The organism is Calothrix sp. UHCC 0171 (genome assembly GCF_034931845.1).
Taxonomy (GTDB): domain Bacteria; phylum Cyanobacteriota; class Cyanobacteriia; order Cyanobacteriales; family Nostocaceae; genus Brunnivagina.
Genome location: NZ_JAYGHN010000035.1, coordinates 35,191 through 57,597, shown reverse-complemented (window position 1 = coordinate 57,597; position 22,407 = coordinate 35,191). Strand labels below are relative to the sequence as shown.

Genomic DNA, 22,407 nt, shown 5'->3' with positions numbered 1-22,407 from the left:
CAGTAAAATTTTCCTGGAGCGTCCGCAAAATAACAAGACGAATAAATGTCTTTGGCACCTTATTTGTGAAATGCTTACTGGGCAAAGGTTTTGTTGATTATTGAGTGATGTTAATAAAAGTTGAAAGCTTTTCAGGATTTAGATGCGTTTACCCTACACCAAATACGATTTAGTTATCGCATCGCTGAGTTGGGAGACGGGAGTATCGATCAATCTCAAAGGATATTTCTCCGCAGTTTGGGGAATATTTCAGGGTGTGCAATCTGCAAATTCGGTGCGACAGATGCTATCGAGGGTGCGGCATAACTCAACCACCTGCGAGGTGATGTGGAAAATCGTTTCAAAAAATACTAAAATTTTACGTGATTATAAAATACTCGTTTGATATTCTCCGCCGCAGTCACGTAGAACACCACGATCGCCCCCAGAACTAGCATAAAATTCAACGGCAATGGTTGAAATCCGAATACCCTTGCTAACGGTGTCCAAGGAATGATTATTGTCACTCCGATAGTCGCCAGTGTTGCCATCAACAAGTATTTTCCTGGCTTACTGTTGAAAATGGATTGGCGAGTACGAACGACTAACACAACCAGCGATGCAGAAATGACAGACTCCAAAAACCAGCCTGTTCTAAACTGTTCTGGTTGAGCTTGTAGCAGCAACAGCAGTGCCGCAAAGGTGAGATAATCAAATATTGAACTCAGCAAACCAAACACGATCATGAAGTTGCGGATAAACTTGATATCCATCCGGCGAGGTTTGTTGACTAACTCCCTATCTACCCGATCTGTTGCGATCGTCAATTCTGGGAAATCAGTTAGTAAGTTCGTCAGCAAAATCTGACTGGGTAGTAGCGGCAAAAAGGGCAGAAACAGAGAAATTCCCGCCATACTAAACATATTGCCAAAATTGGCGCTAGTTGCCATAAATACATACTTTAAAGTGTTGGCAAATGTAATGCGTCCTTCCTTTACGCCTTCGACAAGGACATTTAAATCCTTTTCCATCAACACAATATCAGCAGCTTCCTTGGCGACATCGACTGCACTTTCAACCGAAATACCCACATCAGCAGCATGAAGCGCAGAAGCATCATTAATACCGTCTCCCAGATATCCAACTACATTCCCCGCTTTTTTGAGGGCGATGATTATACGCTCTTTTTGGTTTGGCTCTACCTCGGCAAAGACATTTGTTTGTTGCACTTGATGCATCAAGGCTTCATCACTGAGCTTTTCTAGTTCAGAGCCTGTCAACGCCTTTGGTTTAGGCAGTCCTACCTGATGAATGATACTCATCGCCACCGCCTTACTGTCTCCAGTAATCATTTTTGGGGTGATTCCTAGCAGTTGTAACTCTTTGAGAGTGTCAGCAATACCAGGTTTTGGCGGATCAAACAGAGCTAGGTAGCCGAGAAATGTCATGTTCGTTTCATCGTCTTTGCTGAAAGAATCTTGATTAAAATCGCGATAAGCCACACCCAAGGCTCTAAATCCCCTACTACCTAATTCTTCAGCCTGTTGGTGGAGTTTTTGTCGCTGATCTGCAATGTCAATAGTTTTCCCCTCAACAATCTCAACATTTGAGCAAACATCCAGAATATTTTTCAGTGCGCCTTTAGTGATAATCAGATGCGTACTTTCTTTCTTGAATAAGATGCTTAGACGTTTGCGGTTAAAGTCATAGGCGACTTCATCTAACTTTTGATAGCCAGAAATATCGAATGTTTTGTATTCGCGAATCGCTGCATCGATGGGATTGACATAACCCGACTCAGATGCAGCATTCAAATAAGCGTAAAGCAGAACGCGAGTCGCCTGCGGCGAGGCTACGCCTAACGGCGGGCTTTCGCCAACGCCAACGCTTTCTTTCCCTTCCACATCAACCGCAGAGTGAATTTTCACCTCTCCTTCCGTCAGCGTCCCCGTTTTATCGGTGCAAAACACGTTCATACTGCCAAAGTTTTCGATCGCGGGTAAGCGCTTCACGATCACCTGCTTTTTCGCCATTTTCTTGGCACCACGAGCCAGGTTAACGCTAACGATTGCAGGTAACAATTGAGGAGTCAAACCCACCGCCAGCGCCAGAGAAAATAGAAAGGATTCCAGTACTGGGCGATGGAGATAGACGTTAGCGACAAAAATTAGCACTACCAAAATTAGCGTTACTTCCATGAGAAAGTAGCCAAACTTACCCAATCCGATTTCAAATTCGGTTTCGGGAGGTCTGAGTTTCAGCCGTTCCGATACTTTGCCGAATTCAGTTTCTTTTCCAGTATGAACGACTACTGCTTTTGCCGTTCCACTAATAACATTGGTTCCCATATAAAGGGAATTGGTGCGTTGGGCTAGTCCAGTTTCCGCAGGTAATAGGCCACTTAACTTGTCAACTGGATAGGTTTCTCCTGTCAGTGCTGCTTCATCCACCGATAAATCTTTCGACTCTAAAACTAGACAGTCACCCGGAATATTTTTACCCGCACAAAGCACTACAATATCGCCCCTGACTATTTCCTCGGTGGGGATTTCTTGAGATTTCCCATCCCTCAAAACAGTTGCTTTAACTTGCACTAATGCCAATAATTTTTCGACAGCATTCGAGGCTCCTCGCTCTTGCCAAAATCCTAATAGCCCACTGATGAAGACGATCGCCAAAATGATTATGGCATCTGCCGCATCTTTCAGAAAAATCGATAGCACCGCCGCAAAAATCAGAATTAAGATAATCGGACTCTTGAACTGATTGAGCAACAGCATCCATGCGCTCGATTTGTGTTTCTGTTTGAGCCTGTTTGCGCCGTACTCGCTCAGGCGTTGTTTGGCATCTTGACGGCTTAACCCGGAGATTGTAGAGTGCATTTGCTGAAGCACCTGCTCCGTGGGTAAGCTCCAAAATGTGGAGAGTTGAGGATTCATCGGTGTGGTTTTTGGGGGTCTCATAATGCACCTGAAAGCTAGGGCAAACACATCTAAATCCTGAAAACCTTGTCCAGCAATGACACTAACAGAAAGTCTATGGTACAGGGCTTCTTAATGATTAATTAAACAAAAATATTTATGCTTTCGCTAATCAATTTGATTCTACTCAAACCCTTACGTATAGCCCATTAGGCATTAAGGAAAAGCGGAGCGTGTCCGCTACCCTTTGGGAATGCTTACCCTGCGGGAACGACTTTGCCCAACAGCGAATGTTACACTTTGCTTCACACTCCTGCGGAGAAGCAAGCTACGCAATGACAAATATATATAATTCCTTCAAAGTACTTAAAACAAACTATGTCCAAAAACTGCTCCATCCTAAATGATTGCAGTAAACTAGCAACTGGCGGTCTCTCTAAAGGATGAGATTTTGATTCCAGGTGGCTAAACTGCTAAAACTTATCAAAGAAGACGAGCAGTCATTATTTAGATTTAGTTAATTTTCCGAACTTTTGCAACAATACTAACAAAACACCAGACAGCAATAATCCAATAATTATCAACCGCCATTTCCATAACCATTCAGTAGGAGAAACAGGAAAGGCAATCGGATTACCGCGATCGCGCAGACGCTGTTGCAGGGTCATCAATTTGGCGTTTTTCCGAGGTAAGGTTTCCACTAATTGATCAGCCCAAATATTTTGTTCTAAGGCAAAAGTAGCAGTCATTCCCGCAGCAGCACCAGTAGACCATTCAATCGACTGAGTTCGGTAAGCAGCAGCACTAATATGACTGGTCGCAATATTTGTTCCCGTTACCAAAAGGTTATCAATTTTTTGAGGAATCATTGCCCGCAAAGGAATTTGAAAAGGATAGGTTTGAGCGTGAGCTTGTTTTTCTTCAGGACGTTCGTAATTAAGCGATCGCTCTGGAGGACTCAGTGCCATACAGCCGTGAATGTCTATTGGATAGTGACCGATTCCCACGCTATCGGGAAAAACTGTTGACTGAGTACGCTGCATCCCCGACTCTCCTAAACTAGCAAGAGCATTTTTGAGAGCTTGGTATCTCGTTGGCGAAAACTTCTGTCGATAATAAGGTTGTTCGTAGTTTTGACGAGAGACACGGTAGGGAATATCAGCCAAAGCCATGATTTCTCCCGTTGCAGTTGCTTCAATGACATACCATCTCCCAGATTTAGGGGGAAGAAAGCGAATCTTTTCTTTGCCAAATAAGACCGAATCTTTTTCGCTGTAACTCTCTTCTAAAGTTTGGGAGAGAGGATAAGTATTTAGCGATCGAGCCCCATAAGCAGCAAAATGTTGAATTCCACTAACAGATTGGATAATTTGCTCGGATTTGTGGTTATTGGAGCGAACAATTTGAAGTTCTCTAATTACCGTTTTGGGAAACCAGCGTAAACTTCCTCCTCCAGACTTGGCAGCTTCTTGGAGCATAGCTAAAATAATCAGATGACCATCACGAGGGAAAAAACAAACCTCGCTGACCCAACAACGTCCTGGATTTTGAGTCCCATAATGGCTGGCAATTCTCTGACGTAGCTCTAAATAGCCTTGAGAAAATGCCAATTGAGTCGATTTTCCTAGTTCTTCGTCAAGCGCAGAAGTCCCCTGAGAAGAAACCTGTCCCCCAAGCCAATCAGTTATTTCAGTTAGACAAACAGTATGTCCAGTTTTTAAGGCTTCATAAGCTGTCGCGACCCCTGAGATTCCGCCACCCACCACTAAAAGATCGCACTGGATGTCTTCGATCTGAGGTTGGGATAAAATTTTGATTGCGGGTAATACTAAATTGCCCAAAACCAAGCAGAAGGCAAAACACATAGCAAATCCCAGCAATATGGTCTGAATTGGTTTCTTTAACAAATAAAAATATCAAAGCAAAATAAATCATCCTAATTGGTCTTAGCTAGCAAATTCCAATTGCAGCCGTAGCCAAAATAACTAGCCGCATATTCCAGATTTTGAATAAAAGTACCAATTGATAAAATCGTTTCTCTCTGAGTCGGGTCAACGGCAGGTAGCCATTTACTTTTATCGTTGCCGATAATCCAGTGATAAGGTTCGAGATATTGAACAAACCACGGCTGCATATTGTGTCCACTCGGCGCGAGGGAGACGATAAACAGAATTTCTTTTTCATCCGGTTTGATAGTTTCTTTGTTATTGTTTACTGGTTTTATATCCGTCCTTAAAAGATTCCTTTTATCACTTAAGAAATAAGATGTTGTCATAGTTGCAATTATTATTCCTCCTGCAATACTGATAAAATTTTCCCTATTCATAACGCTCATAATTGAGGGTAAAGAGTAACTAATTTGAATTATGAAAAATTAAAAAATGCGGAGTATCCTTTTATATAAAGATTGGTGGATAAATCCCGCACTGTGCTTTTTAACCTATTTCAAAGTTCAGTCAAAATACTGAGATGCAATGTACTTAGTTGCGGCTTGGGTATAAACACTCAGAACGCGATAGGATTGCACTTCACTAATCATTGGTTTGAACCTCAGTAAATTGCTTTTTAGAAGTATGCTGCATATGAAACCACATAGAAATTCCTGTAAAAAGCAAGATGAACAAGCCGAGAGCATTCAGGAAGGGATAAATAAGTTCTAGATTAAGTGCGCCAAAATGTCCCTTGTGCCAATCTAATAACCAGTAAAACCCATCTTTTTTACCTGCTAAATCAACAATCTGAAAAATAGTTCCTGTAATTGTTGTCAGCAATAAAGGTAACAACATAATAGGTGCAAGTATGCTGTGCAGATGGCTAATATTTTGAAAATAGTGGCTATGATTTTTTGTGGTTGTCATCAAATAATTTCCTTATCCATAACCTTTGTAGAGATGTAGCAATGCTACGTCTCTACATTGTTTTTCACCAGATGTCTAATGTTGGCAGATTAATAGTTCAAAGCCTTAAACAGGGACAGACAAGCTGATTTCATGACTGATTTTGCCTAGCATTTGCTTCGCCTGACTAACATCATCCTTGTTACCTGTCACCAGGATGATGAACTCGCCTGCTTGGATGTTAGTCTCGTACCTGAGTATCTCGTGCTTGGGGATTCCTAACCCTCCTAAAGCACCAGCTAGTCCGCCAACAGCAGCAGCACCAGCGCCACCAACGAGGGTTCCTTCCAACCAACCTGCCAATACTCCCACAATGGGGCCAGCAATGATGATCGGCGCGACTCCGGGAATAAATACCACTCCAGCCCCTGCTAAAATGCCAAATAAACCGCCGACGAAGCTACCCCAATAACCACCGCCTGCGGCCCCAGCTTTGGCTGTATCTTTCCAGGTGAGAAATCCTCGCACATTTTCTGTGGTTTGGTAGTCTTTACCAATGATTGAGAGCTTTTGCATATCGAAGCCTGACTTTTGTAGCTCCAATACAACCCTTTCTGCTTCTGCGTGGGAAGGGAAATGGGCAACAACGGTATGTGTATATGTCATGAGTTTGGCTCTTGTATGTATGTGAAATAGTTCTCAGACAAGCTTGGTTTTACTTTTTCGTAGTTACCGCAGCAGCTTCAGCATCTAGTCTGGCGGCGATCGCTTCTAAGGTGGCTTTTTCAGCTTCTTCAAGGGTGGCGATCGCTAAAAAGGCCGCTGTAGCTGCATGGTTTTCAGCTTTATCTGCCCGATGTTCAAGCTTCTTTACTTTGCGGCTCGTTTTCCATTCCTCAACATGGGACTTCACTTCAGATTCTTTTTCTTCAAATTGAGTTTTCAGCTTTGCTCGATATTCGTCGAATTCTTGTTTTTTAGCATCCAGTTTTGTTTTCGCTTCTTCAAGTTGGGATTCAATCTCAATTTGAGTTTTTTTCGGCGCAGATTGAATACTTGCCTTCAGCGATTTTACCCGTTCTTCAACTGCTTCTAGATTGTCATGCAGGTTTTTAGTGAAGTTATCAATTGCAGTACTCATGATAATTGCTCTATTATTATTTTCTGAAATCTGGCTCTATGATTGTCAAGCTTAAAATTAAGGCCATGCTTGAGTTTTACCACACATTTAATATTTACAAATTTGGAAATATATAACCTCTATCTTTTGAAGGGTTTAATATAAGTTATACAATTCAACCATTATTTAAATCGTCCTTAAAAGTATTTTATATGGTGGTGAGTTACTCTTTGCCGCTTTTGACAAGACTCGTGGGATTAGTACAACAAGGTAAAGGTTAAAAATTCTCCAACTAAAACTGAGAGAATATGGTAAAAAAAACTAGTATGTTGTTGAATTTTATTCTAGCGATCTCTTGATTTATTCTCATACCTAAGATGAAAAGGTGAGTTTTTTTAAATCAACCAAATAACCCTGGAAATCAAACATCACTTTGTTATATTGGTTATATTGTTAAGAGTATTCATACTTTAATTTTTCCTGATAATTTTCCCAAATCATAAAATTATATAGACAGTTTTGATAAGATTGCCAGCACTTTTGCATTTTATAAATTAGAGGTATTACCTATGAGCATTTCCCTAATACCTAAAGAGATAAAACCTAAAGAGGTAAAACCAAAGGAACTAAAGCCGAATGGACTGAGTAAGCTAAGAGCAAATAAATGGCTACTTGGGTTACTGATATTGATACCCATAATTAATATTAGCTATCTTGCTTATAACCAACTTGTTGTGGTGCCTCAAAAACAAGCAAAGAATAAGGTGCAAACGGCTTTAGTTAAGCGGAGCAATCTGCCCATCACAGTTTCTGCAAATGGGACGGTGGAACCTGAACGATCAGTAAATGTGAGTCCTAAAACGTCAGGGATTCTCAAGCAACTGCTGGTCAAAGAAGGTGATTCTGTGCAACAAGGGCAGATACTTGCTTACATGGATGACTCAAATCTTCAGGGGCAATTACATCAGGCTCAGGGTAATCTGGCTGCGGCTCAAGCAAATGTGCAGAAACTAGTAAATGGGAATCGTGCTGAAGATATTGCTACAGCAAAAGCACAACTGGCTGAACAAGAAGCAAATCTCCAAAAATTGCTGAATGGAAATCGACTCCAGGAAGTTGCCCAAGCCCAAGCTCAGTTGAAAGATGCTCAATATGCTCTGCGTCAAGCTGAAGATGATCTGCAAAGAAATCAAAAACTCTATAGTTCAGGTGCGATCGCTCTCCAAAGTCTAAATACCTTCCGCACTAGCCGCGATCGCGCCCAAACTCAAGTCAGGCAAGCAGAACAAGCTACTTCATTAGTGCGATCGGGGACTCGTCCAGAAGATATTACTCAAGCTAGGGCAGTGGTAAAGCAGAGACAGGAAGCTCTGGCGTTGTCTCAAGCGGGGTCACGACCGGAAGATATTCAGCAAGCCCGCGCTCAAGTGGCATCGGCTCAGGGGGCGGTGCAAATTATCCAAGCAAACCTCAACGATATGGTGATCCGCGCCCCCTTTAGTGGGATTGTTGCCCGGAAATTTGCCGATCCTGGCTCTTTTGTTACACCCACCACAGCAGGTAGTTCAGTTTCCTCTGCCTCATCTTCTTCCATCTTGGCTCTTGCATCCACGAACCAGATTGTTGCCGATGTGGCAGAAGCGAACATTGCCCAAATTCGTATGGGTATAGTTGCAACAATTCAGGCAGATGCTTATACAGGGAAAACTTTTACCGGAGAGGTGACGCAAATTGCCACCCAGTCAAGTGTTGTGCAGAATGTGACCAGCTTTGAAGTGAAGACATCAGTGCCAGATACCCAAGGCTTATTGCGATCAGGAATGAATGTGACTGTGGACTTTAAAGCTGGAGAGTTAAAAAATGTCCTAGTAGTGCCGACTGGGGCGATCGTGCAACAAAACAATGCTCAGGGTGTATTTGTCACCAAGGACAAAGGCGATTCGGTCTTTGTGCCGATTGTCGTAGGGACAACAGTAAATGAAAAAACCGAGGTCAAATCTGGCTTAACTGGAAACGAAAACGTTTTACTCAGCTTTCCACCTGGAACTCGTAAGGTTTCTACAGCTAATGGCAGACCTTCTTGACATACTCCTTGTACCTTTAGGTCAAGGATTCTCTAAGTCTCACGGCTTAGATTTCTGCTTCTTAGCAACTGCCTCCACCCCAAAGGTTTTTCGGTCTTATGTTTGCTCCACAGACTTAAATTCCCGGATGTCCCTCGGTATGTACTTAACTGTAGCACAAAGCCGTCCTATAAGGACGGGGTTTCAGACCCAGAGGTTTCGATGAAAAAACTTACTAATTTACAGACAAAAACTCGTCCGCGCCGTTCGGGAAAGCGTAAGGTATCTTTCAGTGAAGTTTTGATCATGTCAGTCGAAACACTGTGGGGTAATAAACTGCGGACAGGTTTGACTATGTTGGGGGTGATTATTGGCATCTCCTCGGTGATTACGATTACCTCTGTAGGACAGGGCGTACAAAAGTCAACGGAGTTACAAATCCAAGCCTTGGGAACAAACGTGATGTTGGTTTCCGCAGGGGCAGCCAGAACAGGCGGTATCAGCCAAGGCGCAGGTTCAGCTAGTACACTAACCTGGGAAGATGCCCAGGCGATCGCCAAACAAGTCCCAGCCGCTAAATCGGTTTCGGCATTCTTACAACGCGGTTCAATTCAGGTCGTCCGGGGCAATACCAACATTGCTACTAGCCTTTTAGGTACGGATTTGAACTACCCAACGATGAAAAATATTCATCCCCAAGTGGGACTATTTTTTAATCAAGGGGATTTAGATGCTGGGCGACCTGTGGCGTTTCTCGGTTCTAAGGTGCGCGATGAATTATTCAACGCAGACGAAACTGTGATTGGAACTGATTTGCGGATTCGGGGCAAGCGATACACCGTGGTTGGGGTGGCAGAATCAAAAGGAACATCGGGTGGACAGGATCTAGACGATCTGATTTATATCCCCCTTACCAATATGTCTGCCCAAATTGTGGGCAATAACGCCTTGACGGGTGTAGCAATTAATGGATTCTGGGTAGAAGCAAGTGATGGCGATCAACTGAACTCGGCTCAATTTCAGGTGACAAATATTCTGCGTCTACGGCATGGCATTCATCCTTCAGCCGTCGATGATTTTCGGATTATCAATTTAGTTGATATTATCAGCACTTTCAGCAATGTGATGGGGTCATTTACCTTGATGATCGGTGCGATCGCCGGGATTTCCCTAGTTGTGGGCGGTATTGGCATTGCCAACATCATGCTAGTTTCAGTGATGGAACGAACGCGAGAAATCGGCATTCGTAAAGCTGTGGGCGCAACCGGCACAGATATTTTGAGCCAGTTTTTGACGGAGGCGATCGTTATCTCCACGGTTGGCGGTGTGATTGGTGTGGGATTGGGTATCGGGTTCGCCTTTGCTGCCGCAACTGTGTTCAAATTTCCGTTTATTGTGCCGTTGTGGTCGATTGGGACAGGATTTAGCCTTTCATTAGTAGTTGGCGTTCTGGCTGGCGGTATCCCAGCGCGGAATGCTGCCAAATTAGATCCAATTTCAGCACTACACAATGAGTGATCGCTATGGCAACTATGATCTCGATGGAAGGCATTACCAAAACCTATCACTTAGGAGAATTGGATGTACCCGTTCTCAAGGAAATTAATTTATCAATTGAAGATGGGGAATATGTGGCGATTATGGGGGCTTCGGGTTCAGGGAAATCGACCCTGATGAACATTATTGGCTGTCTGGATCGTCCTACGAGTGGACAGTATATCTTAGACGGTAGAGAGTTGACGACGCTAGATGATGATGAACTTGCAGATATCCGCAATCAGTATATTGGCTTTGTGTTTCAACAATTTAATTTGTTGCCCCGATTGACAGCGTTAGAAAATGTCATGCTGCCGATGATTTATGCAGATGTCCCCCGTTCCCAACGCCTGAAATCTGCGATCGCCGCCCTGGAAAATATCGGATTAGGCGATCGCTTAACAAATCGCCCTAGCCAACTTTCGGGAGGACAGCAACAGCGAGTGGCGATCGCTCGCGCACTGGTGAATCATCCCGCCTTAGTGTTAGCAGATGAACCAACGGGGGCTTTAGATTCCAAAACTTCTCACGAGATTATGAATCTGCTAACAGAATTAAATCAACAGGGAACCACGATCGCAATTGTCACCCATGATGCGACTGTAGCAGATCAGACAAAGCGGGTGATTCAAATGCAAGATGGCGTGATTGTGGAAAGAGCGATCGCCCAACATTTCTAACACCAGCATTGTTCTCTCGGAGTATCTTGCAGGGTAATTAGTTTTAGTCAGGAGGTGATCGCTTCTTTTGCGTTTTTCCAGCCTGCAAAGCTAGGTGGGAAACCTTGGACATTCTCATAGCCTAATAGGTGCAGTGTCATTACCCCCATTGCTGATCTATAACCAGAGGAACAGTACAACACCACAGGGCGATCGCGGGGAATTTGATTCAGATTTTGCGACAGGGTTCGCAGGGGAATATTAATTGCGTTAGGTATATGTCCAGATTGATACTCAGAGGCTTCTCGCACATCTACTAACATGGGCTGAGACTTCTTTAACAGGCTTTTTAACTCTTCGACAGTGGCGATCGTGTAATAACCTGCGGGAATCGAAGTGAGAAAACTATCAACTCCCGATTCTACATTGGGGGGTTTAGATAGAGTTTGCATCCTGGGTTGAGAGATTGATTCAGCCTGTGTGAGAGTTGCTGCTAGAGTTGGGTTTAGCCCAGCACCAAGCAAGAGGCAAAAACACATAGCAAATCCTAGCAATATGGTCTGAATTAGTTTTTTAGCTATCATATAATTTCGCAATTGTAAAGTAGCAAGTCAATTAATTATGGCGTTGAATATGTAGCCGATGCTGATAATGCCAACGGTCATTAACCCGACAAATACAGCTAACAGTTGTGGTCGTAGCACTTTTTTGAGAATCACTATTTCAATTTTCTCTCTACTGAATCCAAGCGATCGCTTCGCTAACGTTTCTTAATTGACCCCACGCCCCGCCCAGATTCCCGAACTTGAGGAGAGCCAATATACTCTATTGAACCCACACCGGATACAGTCGCATCTAACTGCTGAGTGACATTAACCACAGCACTCCCCACACCGCTATTGCGAACCGTCGCCTGCTTAGTCTGAAAATTCTCCCCTTGGAAACTTCCAACCCCGGAAAGATTGAGTTCCAGCACATCAGCACTGCCGGCGATCGTCATGCTACCCACCCCATCAAGGGAAATCGACAACTGTTTACCTTGGATATCGTTTACCTCAAAACTACCGACACCATCTATATTTAAGCTCTTTAGGCTTTTCACCTCCACAACGAACTCAATGGGGTTGGTGGGATTCATATTTGTATCTTTTGCGATGGTGAGATAGAGAACATTGTCAGCTACACGACTTTCTAGCAACGGCAGAATGTTGTTGTCTGCGGTGATCGTTAGGGACTCTTTTCCCGTCTGCTGTATCCTGACTTTACCTACAGATTTACTAGAAATGGATGAGAATCCACCTACTTCTCTAGATTCGGTCTTAACTATTCCAGAGCCTCTAATCCCACCCAAATTGAGATAGCAGCCTGTTAACAGGCTCAAAGTTGTTAAACACACAATCAAACCGTATGGCTTCGATCTCATTGTTTTGCCTGCTATATAAATCCTTAGTCATTCACTTTTCATGCAACAGCTTTCTAGAAAGCTTCTGGCTTAATACGAGGCGATTCTTGCGTTTTTTATAAGCCAAGTAACTAGCAATAATCATCAGAAATGGTGGAGCCGCAAGCCATAACCAGAAACTAGGAAGTAAAAAATCCGAATCGGTTCCATATCACTTCATCCTTAGACCCACCAGGGTTTCTTTCCAGTGCGAGGATCAGTTTCCGTCCACGGCGAGATTAAAATGCTGTTGTCGATCACTGCAACCTGGACAATTTTGAGCGGTAGAGGAGCGGGGCCACGCACCACCGACCCATCTGGGGCATAGCGAGAACCATGACAGGGACATTGAAACTGCTGATCCAAGGGATTCCAGGGGAAGGTACAACCAAGGTGAGTGCAGTTATCTACAAGCCCAATACGATCCAGGGTGTGATCTTCTTTGACAATCAGATAGGTGGGTTCTCCTGCCAAACCGGCAACCAGGGCGCGGGTTTGGGGCGGTTCAGCCAGAATTTGCGAGGCGGGGATTTGTTTCCCTAGAATATCTTTAGCCAGAATAGCACCCCCTGCTCCTGTTTTTTCTGCTGGAGCAATCAAGAATTTGCCAGCAGGATAGAGCACAGCACCCGCAGTGACAGCAACAGTTGCTCCGGTAATAAAGTTAAGTAGTTGCCGTCTTGATAGGGATGGACTTTCGATTGGAAGGCTATTGTCCATTATGGGTCTCCTTAAAAATTGATGAGTGAATCCCTTTAAGAGACTGAAAAATAAAAAATATCCCAAATTCTCTTGTGGGATGGGTGTTCTCACTACGTGCCACTACGCGAACACCTATCCCAGATTCAGAGCGGGTAGGATACCCCAGAAGATGGATAATTTATTTTTTGAAAGTCCTTAAAGTTGATCATTGATCTGGCTGGTATGAATTCCCAGGAGGCTATAAAGACCACAAAATCCTACTAAAGCTGTCACCAGCAATACGCTACCTGCAACGACAAGACCAATACCCAATCCGGTACTGTAGTACGGGAAAAGTCCTAGATAAAACAACGCCGAAGCTAACAACAGACGGATCAGGCGATCTAACGAACCAACATTCGTTTTCATAACTGTAATCTCCAATATTGAATAGGCTACAAAACCCTTGGAAAAATCTTGAACGGGCTGCAAAACCCTTAGAAAACCCTTGGTGCAATTATGCAGGAAGCAACTCTCAAGGGATGGCAATTTTTTCTTATTTTCTCTTTCATTATAACCCTTAAATTACTAGGATTTTTAATATCAAGACTTATATGTTTCTAGTACAATTGATACAGTTTATCCAGTATTCAAACATGATTTCAAGCAACAGAATGTCATACTTTTTTATGATTAATTCTCCATAGCTAATTTTGGAAATACCTATTATGAGTTCAGAAACCTTAGCGGCTCTCAAGCCCTATCTCAGCTTTTTTCACCCTATTACTATGTGGATCTTGCTGGTTGTTGCGCTCTATGCGATGTACCTGGGTGTGCAAGTTCGACGAACGAGGCTGGCAGACGGAGATATCAAAAAAGAATTGGTGAAGGGTCGGTTTGCCATCCGCCATCACCAAATTGGTTCTATCCTCCTGGCATTGATGGTAATAGGTGCGATCGGGGGGATAATGGTAACCTATTTTAATAATGGCAAAATCGTGATTGGCCCTCATCTGTTTGCAGGCTTAGGGATGGTGGGATTGATTTCTACTTCTGCGGCGTTAGTCCCCTTTATGCAGAAGCATGACTGGGTTCGCAGCATCCACATTTCGCTGAATCTTATTCTGCTAGGATTGTTTGGTTGGCAAGCTGTGACAGGGGTGCAAATTGTGCAGAAGATTGTTACCCAAATGATGAAGAATGGTGCAGCGTAAGTATTATTCACGCTACAGATTAAAGAGTTCTAATCAAAGATTTTCTGGGATAGGTTTTCTTGATTTGGATTGAATAATTCGTTGGGGTCGATTGAGAAACTTTAACTGTTCAAACCAAAGCAGTGCGATCGCCCCACCGCCCAAACAAATTGCCAGGTCAATTGGGTGTAAGAAGGAGAAGCTAAACAATTGACGCAAGAAGGGAACATACAACACGAAGGCGAGAAAAACCAGTCCCCCACCAATCACCCACCAAAGGGCATTATTGGGGGATTTCAAGATTTTGAGGCTGAGGCGAGATGAAGAACTTTCGCTCAAAATTAGTCCTAAATTTGCCAAAATTAACGTTGTAAAAGTTAAGGCACGGGCATCAAGTTCGCCTTGTCTGCGATATAGTGCAACGACAAAGATGACGAGAACAATTACCAAAATTCCCACTCCTTGCAGTACTGCCAAGCCCAAAGTTTTCCTACCAAATAATGGTTCTTTGGGGTTACGAGGAGGACGCTGCATCACCGTTGCTTCTGCGGGTTCGGCTTCTAAAACAATTGAGCAAGCTGGATCAATAATTAAATGTAGAAAGGCAACGTGAACGGGAAGTAATACTAACGGCAACTTAAACAACACTGGAATTAAAGACATCCCTGCAATGGGAATGTGAATCGCCAGCAGATATGCCATTGCTTTGCGGAGATTATCAAAAATGCGCCGTCCCATTTTCACCGCTTGCACGATGGACGAAAAATCGTCATCCAATAATACTAAAGCCGCCGACTCACGAGCCACATCTGTACCTCGCTGTCCCATCGCAATCCCAATTTGGGCAGATTTGAGCGCAGGGGCATCATTCACACCATCCCCAGTCATGGCGACGACTTCACCCTGGGATTTCAAAGCATTAACTAACCGCAGTTTTTGTTCGGGAACAGCGCGTGCAAAGATATTTGTACTTTGAATACGCTCCTGGAGTTCAAGATCACTCATGAGATCCAATTCTGAGCCGGTGAGAATAGCTCCCATTTGCATCAATCCAATCTGACGGGCAATAGTTTGAGCCGTTCCGGGATAATCACCCGTAATCATGACTACTCGAATACCTGCGGTGTAACATTCTTGAATCGCCGCCGCCACATTTGGACGCACTGGATCAGACAGTCCCACTAATCCGAGAAATTGAAAAGGAAAGTCATGTTGCTCGTCGGGTAAATGATGCGGATTGAGCGACGGATGAGGCGGTAAAAATGGGGGCGGTGCATCAACAAGAGAGGCTTTGGCAACCCCTAATACACGCAATCCTTGATCTGCCATTTCACTGATTTGGGCTGCAAGAATTTTCTGCTGTTGGGGGGTGAAATGACAGAGATCCGCGATCGCTTCCGGCGCTCCTTTGGCTGCAATTTCATACTGCTTGCCATCGGCTGACTGCCAAACGTGAGACATTGCCAATAGCTGCGGTGACAGGGGATATTCTCGTAACAGCTTCCAATCGTTGTGCAGATGTTCAGTATGCGCCAGATAGCGATCACCTAATGCCTTAAATGCTTTTTCCATCGGATCAAAGGGATCTCGCTGGCTTGCTAGAATGCAGAATTCGACTAATTCATGAACTGCTTCGGGGAGAGACTCTCTTAAATGCAATTCCAAATTATATGGGTGAGGATTTTCTGCCTGGTTGTATGCAAATAGCTGTTGTACAGCCATCTGATTCAGGGTCAGCGTCCCAGTTTTATCCACACACAGAACCGTTGCTGAACCCAAGGTTTCCACGGCGGAAGCGCGACGAGCTAAGACGTGTTTCTGAGAAATGCGCCAAGCTCCCAATGCTAAGAAAATCGTCACGACAACCGGAAATTCATTGGGCAAAATTGCCATCGCTAGGGTAATACCTGCGAGAAATCCTTTGAGCCAATCTCCTCGCGTGAGTCCATAAATTACAACGATCGCTACACACAATAATAAAGCAATGCCAAACAAACGGCTCACTAACTGAGTCATTTCCTGTTGTAGGGGAGTCGGTTCTGGCTTGACTTTTTGTAAAGCCTTACCAATCTTGCCCATCTCTGTTTGAGCGCCCACCGCTTGGACTTGAGCAATTCCCTGTCCTTGAACTACCAAAGTGCCAGAATACACAAAGGGCAACTCATCGCCCCCTGGACGCGCCATTTCCACGGTACCGGCAGCAGCAATTTTACGGACTGGTAGGGATTCCCCGGTTAATAACGACTCATCGGTTGAAAAATTTGTGCAAGATAACACCATTGCATCGGCAGAAACGCGATCGCCTTCTGCCAACACTAAGATATCTCCCCTAACAACTTCTCGTCCTGCAATCCGTTTTCGCTCACCATCCCGAATCACCAAAGCGCGAGGACTGGAAAGGTCGCGTAAGGCTTCTAGAGCATGTTCGGTTTTACCTTCTTGGTAAAGGCTAATCCCGGTGATGAAGAAGACGAAACCTAGCAAAATCAGGGCTTCCTGGAGGTCGCCTAAAATCCAATAGATGATACCACCACCGACTAGTAATAGGAATATCGGGTCTTTAACGGTATCCCAAACGAACGATAAAAGATTATGCGATCGCGACGAGGGGAGTTCATTGTAGCCTTCGTCTTTGAGCCGAGCGATCGCTGTCGCAGACGGCAAACCGTTCGCTTCTTGCTCAGATAAGCCAGCCACGGTATTGAGATGCTGTGCATGTTCAACCATAATTTAGCTTTTTCCTATAGAAAACTCCACAAAAAGAAATCGGAAATGTTGAACAGAAATATAATTATCTATAGTTGCTTTAAGCTTTCAATTTTATTGAGGCTGATAGCTCCATCAGTAGTACGTCCTGTCATTTCGCTTTCATAAATACGGTAGATAGCAATTGCCTCTGCACGTCCCCAGGAGTCTAGCCAAGTTCGATTGATTGCAGGAGAAAGTGTTGGATTTCGCTCTTTAATGTGTTTAAATTTAATCTTTGTATAGACAACAAGCAATAGGATTTTAGTTTATTTTATTTTTTCCCATACTTTGATTTTATTGTACCGATTTACTTACTTTCTGTTGATTAACTCCCAAGCTCCGCAAAATTCCTGATTATTACCCTAAATTCCAACTAAAGCATAAATCATCAAATATTTCTTATATCTTTATAGGTAGATAATGTTTAGATTATCTATTCCTTTTGGATGTTTTATTTATGCGTAGACTATAAATAGACAAAATATTTAATCAAACATAATATTAGCCATAAAACTTTATATTTATTTTTAACAAAATCAGAGAAGATAAATGGATATATAAAGAAGTATTTGGATTGAGTATTTGTTTTTATTGCTTGAGCAAGGTTTTAGCCTATGAAACTTTCCCATGAGTTAATTCCTGCTGCTTCTCTAAGCCTCAATGAGGTGACGATCGACGTTCGGGGACTCTACAAACACTATGGTAAAACAATTGCAATTCGTGGACTCGATTTGCAAATCAGCCGTGGCGAATTGTTTGGATTGATTGGGCCTGACGGTGCAGGGAAGACAAGCACTTTCAATATTTTGGGTGGTGTGATGGAAGCAACCGCAGGTGATGCCAAAATTCTGGGATTGCCTGCCCGTGATGCTCGAAATTATACTGGATATCTGACTCAACAATTTTCTCTTTATCCTGATCTGAGTGTGGATGAAAATATCTATTACAGTGCAGGATTGCGACTTGTCCCCGAAAATCAACTTGACGCACGACGCACCAAGTATCTCAAGTTGATGCAACTCGATTCATTTCGCGATCGCCTTGCCGGTCGTCTTTCTGGTGGGATGAAGCAAAAGTTAGCCTTGTGCTGTGCATTAATTGCTGAACCGCAAGTATTATTATTGGATGAGCCAACAACTGGAGTTGATACCATTGCTAGGCGTGAATTTTGGGACATTCTGGCTGGATTAACTGCCCAAAATATTACCGTACTGGTTGCGACTCCCGATCTAGATGAAGCCGAACGGTGCGATCGCGTGGCATTAATTTACAACGGACAAATTCAGCAAATGGGTTCTCCCTCAGAACTCAAGGGTAATTTAGGCTTAAATCGCTTAATTATCCGCACTTCACAGCTAATTGAAGCAGAAAAAGCACTGATTGTCACAGAAGAGGCAGAGGGGAAGGGAGCAGGGAGCGGGGGGAGCAAGCCCTTCCCCTCTACGCTCCCCGTAGAGGAGCATGGGTACGTTCCCGGAGCGTCTCGTATAGAAGCCCCGCCCTTCCAAGGCACTTTGACTGGGGCAGAGTACAAGCTCCGTCTCCCCTGCCCCCTGCCCCCTGCTCCCTTGCCTCTTTTGACAGGTGAAATTGTAGAAGTTTCCACATTAGGCGATCGCCTGGAAGTTTTGGTGAAAGATGTGAAATCGGGAATTGCCTTTGTGCGCGATCGCTTGACTCAAAACAATGTACAGTTCGAGGAAATTCAACCAGAATCACCCACACTAGAGAACGTTTTCACCACACTCTTACGCCAAAAAGGTTCTGTACCAAAATCTCTGGCATTTCCGCGAGTTAAAAATTTGGCAATCTCTGAACCTGCAAAGGCGAAAGTTGCCATATCTGCACAGAATCTCAATCGCGTTTTTGGTTCTTTTCACGCCGTTGTGGATTTGAATCTGGATATCCGCTATGGCGATGTTTATGGACTTTTGGGGGCAAATGGAGCCGGAAAAACCACGGCCATCAAAATGCTATGTGGACTATTACCAATTAGTTCTGGCGAAATGTCCCTGGCTGGGGAAACAGGTAATCTTCGCAGTGCAGAATTGCGGCAACGTATCGGCTATATGAGTCAGAAGTTCACCCTCTACGATGATTTAACAATTCTGGAAAATTTGCAGTTCTATAGTGGTGTTTATGGCATTCCACCCCGTCAGCAGCGAGAAAAAATTAGTTGGGTGTTATCCATTTCGGGATTAGAAGGACAAGAACATTTACTGACAAGACAACTCCCCGGTGGATGGAAGCAACGAGTAGCATTTGGCGCATCCGTCATCCATGAACCGGAAATTTTGTTTTTAGATGAACCAACTTCTGGCGTAGATGTTTTAGCACGTCAGCAATTTTGGCAATTGATTAATGATTTTGCTCGTCATGGGACGGCAATTTTGGTGACAACCCATTATATGAACGAAGCAGAACAATGTAGCCGGATGTGTTTTATGGTTGCAGGGCGGAAAGTCGCTGAAGGTTCTGCCAGTGAGATTAAAGCTGCACAACCTGGTCAATTATTTGAGTTAAAAATTGGCGAACTGCAAGGAAGTTACGATCGCTTACGGCAATTTCTCGAACCGTGGCGTGTGTCCATTTTTGGCGATCGCCTCCATGTTGTTCTCGATCATCCTACCGCAGAACTGCCCCAAGTGCGGTCATATCTGCAATCGGCAAATCTCTCCCTTACAGATATTCAACCGATGCCATTTTCCCTAGAAGATGCCTTTATTGGGGAAGTGCAACGAGCCGGAGGTGCGCCGCCATGATGATTCGCCGGATTCGCAATCAATTATTCAAAGAATTAGAGCAGTTTGTGCGCGATCGCTTAGGTGTTGCCCTCGCCTTCATTTTACCTGTAATTGCCCTGCTAATTATTGGCTATGCAATTCGCCTGGAAGCGAAAAATATTGCTCTGGCGGTGCGGGATCTCAACCAGACAAGCTTCAGCCGGAGTTATATTGAACGACTATACGCGACCAATTTATTTGTCCCAGCACAATGGCAAGGGGAACGCTTTCCCGATGCCATCGACCGGGGAACGGCTCAAGTGCAAGTCACCATTCCACCTGACTTTACTGCTGAGGTACAAGCGGGCAAAACTGGAAATCTGCAAGTTGTGATTGATGGCAGTGATGTGATCAACGCACGGGTAACAAGATTGGCGATTCAGGGAACAACTTTGTCAGTTGTACAAGCCCAACTCAGTAAAATTGCTGACTCTGTTGGTGTGATTTCGCAAGTGCGACTCTGGTTTAATCCCGGACGACAGGAATCATTATTTATTGTACCTGGAAGTTACGGAGTGATTTTAGCCATCTTTCCGCCGTTGTTGATAGCGATCGCATTAGTGCGAGAAAAAGAACAAGGGACAATTCTACAGCTTTACGCCTCTAGCCTCAGTGCCTCGGAACTATTGCTAGGTAAATCCTTGGCATATACCCTCGTGGGATTGGGAGAAGCTTTAATTCTGTTTATTGTCGGTTTTTTGTTGTTTCAAGTGCGCGTGATTGGCGATCCCACTCCCTTAATTATTGGCACTCCCATATTCATCTGGGTAAGTGTACAACTCGGATTAATCATTGGCATTTTCACTACCACCCAAAGCGCGGCTGTACAGGCGATCGGCACAATTAAAGTGCTGACTGCCTTTTTGCTGGCAGGATTTTTGTTTCCCCTCAATACAGTGCCGTTTCCATTTTCGATTGCTTCCTATTTAGTCCCCGTGCGGTATTACATCGAACTTTGTCGGGATGTATTTGTGCGGGGTTCAGGCTGGTTTGGAACTTGGCATCTCATCGGTGCTTTGCTGCTTTTGGGAATTGTCGAGTTTGCGATCGCTTGGTGGGGAATGCGGCGAATGCAACTATAGAGATATATTCTACTTGTACTTGCATCGGCAGTGTCTCCTACTCAATTAAGTAGGAAGGTACAATTAAATATAAAACCTTTGTAGGATGGGTTAGCACAGCGTAACCCATGCAGAAGAAGACTTTGATGCGTTACGGCTACGCCTAACACATCCTACCTTTAATTAAACCTGGCTACTTACATTAGTTTAGAGAGTATTTCTTCATACATCCAGTAAATATCTGTCTTTTCTGTTTGGTAGGAATAGTGCTTAAGGCTGATAATATCTTGTATCTGTTCTAATAACTTTTTGGAGCGTTGCTCCATAGGATGTTTTGCGGTAAGATTCCGCATAATACTCTAAATAGGGATGTTATACGGAAAAATTCCATATAACACCAAGGGATACACGGAAAAATTCCATATAATCCTCCCGCACAGGGTAGTTATGCGGAAAAATTCTGTATAATATCCAAAATGGGGGTTTAAAAAAGAAGTTTTCTGTATATCCAGAAAAAAGGTAGCTGTAATGCTTGATATATTAGGATTTAGAAAAAGATTATACGGAAACTTCCCGTATAATAAATAGTTAGCCCGCTTCGCGCAACTTTGTCGGAAGTGATAAAATAACAATCGTGAATATCAAAGCTCTTTTCGATACAGCCGCACAAGATTACGACCGTACTCGGCCTCAATACATTCCGTGTTTCGATGAGTTTTACAGCACCGCTCTCGGACTCATTCCTCACAACAGCCAAGCCCACATCAAAGTACTTGACATCGGCGCTGGCACAGGTCTGTTATCTGGCTTAGTTGCAGCGGCCTTTCCAAATGCTTCCATCACTTTAGCCGACATTTCATCCGAGATGTTGAGCAAGGCGCGCGAGCGTTTCAACTCAAATCCAAACATCGAGTACTCGACTCTGGACTTTATCAATGCGCCAATCGTCGGGAAATACGATGTTGTGGTTTCGGCTTTGGCGTTGCATCACACGCCGCAGGAAAAGTTAAAGGGCGTATTTCAAAAGATTTTCGATGCTCTTGAAAACGGCGGACACTTTATCAATGCAGACCAAACTTTAGGAACTACGCCAGAGAACGAAGATAAGTATGCTCAGGCTTGGCTCAACGGTGCTAAAGCCAAAGGTTGCACTGACCGCGATATAGAAGTTGCTATTGAGCGCATGAAGGCAGATAAAACAGCTACGTTGCAAAATCAACTCTACTGGTTGTCCGAGGTGGGGTTTATTCAAGTTGACTGTTGGTATAAGAATTATCGGTTTGCCGTCTACTCCGGCCAAAAGCCAGCCTGATAGTCGTCAACATCGGGCTAACAACCCCAATGCACACCGACCGCCGAGGGCTTATCTGTTGGAAGTTCGAGGT

The 22,407-nt window shown here is 44.0% G+C and carries 19 protein-coding genes; 7 read left to right on the top strand and 12 right to left on the bottom strand.

The features are described 5' to 3' along the window. Positions 1-350: 350 nt before the first annotated feature. The 6 genes from mgtA to VB733_RS21760 form a co-directional block, all read right to left on the bottom strand. Complete coding sequence (mgtA, locus tag VB733_RS21785; RefSeq protein WP_323342151.1) at positions 351-2,942, bottom strand: magnesium-translocating P-type ATPase; 2,592 nt, start codon at positions 2,940-2,942, stop codon at positions 351-353. Between the two features lie 461 nt (positions 2,943-3,403). After that, on the bottom strand, positions 3,404-4,765 hold the full coding sequence (locus VB733_RS21780) for an FAD-dependent oxidoreductase (RefSeq protein ID WP_323342150.1): 1,362 nt from the start codon (positions 4,763-4,765) through the stop codon (positions 3,404-3,406). 71 nt (positions 4,766-4,836) lie between these two features. Then, complete coding sequence (locus VB733_RS21775) at positions 4,837-5,235, bottom strand: hypothetical protein (protein ID WP_323342149.1); 399 nt, start codon at positions 5,233-5,235, stop codon at positions 4,837-4,839. Positions 5,236-5,431: 196 nt separating this feature from the next. Next, the gene (locus VB733_RS21770) at positions 5,432-5,758 is read right to left on the bottom strand and encodes a hypothetical protein (protein WP_323342148.1); all 327 of its coding nucleotides are present in this window, start codon (positions 5,756-5,758) and stop codon (positions 5,432-5,434) included. Between the two features lie 105 nt (positions 5,759-5,863). Next, on the bottom strand, positions 5,864-6,403 hold the full coding sequence (locus tag VB733_RS21765; protein WP_323342147.1) for a general stress protein: 540 nt from the start codon (positions 6,401-6,403) through the stop codon (positions 5,864-5,866). Positions 6,404-6,452: 49 nt separating this feature from the next. Further along, positions 6,453-6,878: a hypothetical protein gene (locus VB733_RS21760; protein WP_323342146.1), complete on the bottom strand. Its 426-nt coding sequence runs from the start codon at positions 6,876-6,878 to the stop codon at positions 6,453-6,455. A gap of 548 nt (positions 6,879-7,426) precedes the next feature. On the opposite strand from VB733_RS21760, the gene VB733_RS21755 reads away from it, so the two are divergent. The 3 genes from VB733_RS21755 to VB733_RS21745 all read left to right on the top strand — a co-directional run bounded on the left by VB733_RS21755 (position 7,427) and on the right by VB733_RS21745 (position 11,136). After that, on the top strand, positions 7,427-8,941 hold the full coding sequence (locus tag VB733_RS21755) for an efflux RND transporter periplasmic adaptor subunit (protein ID WP_323342145.1): 1,515 nt from the start codon (positions 7,427-7,429) through the stop codon (positions 8,939-8,941). 201 nt (positions 8,942-9,142) lie between these two features. Next, positions 9,143-10,438, top strand: coding sequence for an ABC transporter permease (locus VB733_RS21750; protein ID WP_323342144.1), 1,296 nt, complete (start codon positions 9,143-9,145; stop codon positions 10,436-10,438). A gap of 5 nt (positions 10,439-10,443) precedes the next feature. Beyond that, on the top strand, positions 10,444-11,136 hold the full coding sequence (locus VB733_RS21745; RefSeq protein WP_272867758.1) for an ABC transporter ATP-binding protein: 693 nt from the start codon (positions 10,444-10,446) through the stop codon (positions 11,134-11,136). 47 nt (positions 11,137-11,183) lie between these two features. On the opposite strand, the gene VB733_RS21740 is transcribed toward VB733_RS21745, so the two are convergent. From VB733_RS21740 to VB733_RS21725, 4 genes are all read right to left on the bottom strand, one after another. Then, on the bottom strand, positions 11,184-11,654 hold the full coding sequence (locus tag VB733_RS21740; RefSeq protein WP_323342143.1) for a rhodanese-like domain-containing protein: 471 nt from the start codon (positions 11,652-11,654) through the stop codon (positions 11,184-11,186). A 221-nt stretch (positions 11,655-11,875) separates the two neighbouring features. Further along, entirely contained in the window at positions 11,876-12,538 is a 663-nt protein-coding gene (locus VB733_RS21735) for a GIN domain-containing protein (RefSeq protein ID WP_323342142.1), read from the bottom strand. 201 nt (positions 12,539-12,739) lie between these two features. Then, the gene (petC, locus tag VB733_RS21730) at positions 12,740-13,276 is read right to left on the bottom strand and encodes a cytochrome b6-f complex iron-sulfur subunit (protein ID WP_323342141.1); all 537 of its coding nucleotides are present in this window, start codon (positions 13,274-13,276) and stop codon (positions 12,740-12,742) included. Between the two features lie 177 nt (positions 13,277-13,453). After that, complete coding sequence (locus VB733_RS21725; RefSeq protein WP_010995683.1) at positions 13,454-13,666, bottom strand: DUF2892 domain-containing protein; 213 nt, start codon at positions 13,664-13,666, stop codon at positions 13,454-13,456. 299 nt (positions 13,667-13,965) lie between these two features. Between VB733_RS21725 and VB733_RS21720 the strand changes: the two genes are divergently transcribed. Next, complete coding sequence (locus VB733_RS21720) at positions 13,966-14,451, top strand: DUF4079 domain-containing protein (RefSeq protein WP_323342140.1); 486 nt, start codon at positions 13,966-13,968, stop codon at positions 14,449-14,451. 33 nt (positions 14,452-14,484) lie between these two features. On the opposite strand, the gene VB733_RS21715 is transcribed toward VB733_RS21720, so the two are convergent. Both VB733_RS21715 and VB733_RS21710 read right to left on the bottom strand, forming a co-directional pair. Further along, on the bottom strand, positions 14,485-17,157 hold the full coding sequence (locus tag VB733_RS21715; RefSeq protein WP_323342139.1) for a cation-translocating P-type ATPase: 2,673 nt from the start codon (positions 17,155-17,157) through the stop codon (positions 14,485-14,487). Positions 17,158-17,225: 68 nt separating this feature from the next. After that, on the bottom strand, positions 17,226-17,432 hold the full coding sequence (locus VB733_RS21710) for a hypothetical protein (RefSeq protein ID WP_323342138.1): 207 nt from the start codon (positions 17,430-17,432) through the stop codon (positions 17,226-17,228). A gap of 360 nt (positions 17,433-17,792) precedes the next feature. On the opposite strand from VB733_RS21710, the gene VB733_RS21705 reads away from it, so the two are divergent. From VB733_RS21705 to VB733_RS21695, 3 genes are all read left to right on the top strand, one after another. Then, positions 17,793-19,940 (top strand): ATP-binding cassette domain-containing protein, encoded by a 2,148-nt coding sequence (locus tag VB733_RS21705; RefSeq protein WP_323342137.1) that lies wholly within the window; start codon positions 17,793-17,795, stop codon positions 19,938-19,940. Continuing rightward, on the top strand, positions 19,937-21,043 hold the full coding sequence (locus tag VB733_RS21700) for an ABC transporter permease (protein ID WP_323342136.1): 1,107 nt from the start codon (positions 19,937-19,939) through the stop codon (positions 21,041-21,043). Before VB733_RS21705 ends, VB733_RS21700 begins: the two co-directional genes overlap by 4 nt. 613 nt (positions 21,044-21,656) lie before the next feature. Continuing rightward, entirely contained in the window at positions 21,657-22,334 is a 678-nt protein-coding gene (locus tag VB733_RS21695; protein WP_323342135.1) for a class I SAM-dependent methyltransferase, read from the top strand. The last annotated feature ends 73 nt before the right edge of the window (positions 22,335-22,407 follow it).

Bases quoted from the DNA above. Each gene is read 5' to 3' on its own strand.
- VB733_RS21700 (WP_323342136.1), top strand. From the start codon at position 19,937: ATGATGATTCGCCGGATTCGCAATCAATTATTCAAAGAATTAGAGCAG.
- VB733_RS21740 (WP_323342143.1), bottom strand. From the start codon at position 11,654: ATGTGTTTTTGCCTCTTGCTTGGTGCTGGGCTAAACCCAACTCTAGCA.
- VB733_RS21720 (WP_323342140.1), top strand. From the start codon at position 13,966: ATGAGTTCAGAAACCTTAGCGGCTCTCAAGCCCTATCTCAGCTTTTTT.
- VB733_RS21760 (WP_323342146.1), bottom strand. From the start codon at position 6,878: ATGAGTACTGCAATTGATAACTTCACTAAAAACCTGCATGACAATCTA.
- VB733_RS21775 (WP_323342149.1), bottom strand. From the start codon at position 5,235: ATGAGCGTTATGAATAGGGAAAATTTTATCAGTATTGCAGGAGGAATA.
- petC (WP_323342141.1), bottom strand. From the start codon at position 13,276: ATGGACAATAGCCTTCCAATCGAAAGTCCATCCCTATCAAGACGGCAA.
- VB733_RS21715 (WP_323342139.1), bottom strand. From the start codon at position 17,157: ATGGTTGAACATGCACAGCATCTCAATACCGTGGCTGGCTTATCTGAG.
- VB733_RS21725 (WP_010995683.1), bottom strand. From the start codon at position 13,666: ATGAAAACGAATGTTGGTTCGTTAGATCGCCTGATCCGTCTGTTGTTA.
- VB733_RS21745 (WP_272867758.1), top strand. From the start codon at position 10,444: ATGGCAACTATGATCTCGATGGAAGGCATTACCAAAACCTATCACTTA.
- VB733_RS21780 (WP_323342150.1), bottom strand. From the start codon at position 4,765: ATGTGTTTTGCCTTCTGCTTGGTTTTGGGCAATTTAGTATTACCCGCA.
- VB733_RS21765 (WP_323342147.1), bottom strand. From the start codon at position 6,403: ATGACATATACACATACCGTTGTTGCCCATTTCCCTTCCCACGCAGAA.
- VB733_RS21770 (WP_323342148.1), bottom strand. From the start codon at position 5,758: ATGACAACCACAAAAAATCATAGCCACTATTTTCAAAATATTAGCCAT.
- VB733_RS21750 (WP_323342144.1), top strand. From the start codon at position 9,143: ATGAAAAAACTTACTAATTTACAGACAAAAACTCGTCCGCGCCGTTCG.
- VB733_RS21705 (WP_323342137.1), top strand. From the start codon at position 17,793: ATGAAACTTTCCCATGAGTTAATTCCTGCTGCTTCTCTAAGCCTCAAT.
- VB733_RS21755 (WP_323342145.1), top strand. From the start codon at position 7,427: ATGAGCATTTCCCTAATACCTAAAGAGATAAAACCTAAAGAGGTAAAA.
- mgtA (WP_323342151.1), bottom strand. From the start codon at position 2,942: ATGAGACCCCCAAAAACCACACCGATGAATCCTCAACTCTCCACATTT.
- VB733_RS21735 (WP_323342142.1), bottom strand. From the start codon at position 12,538: ATGAGATCGAAGCCATACGGTTTGATTGTGTGTTTAACAACTTTGAGC.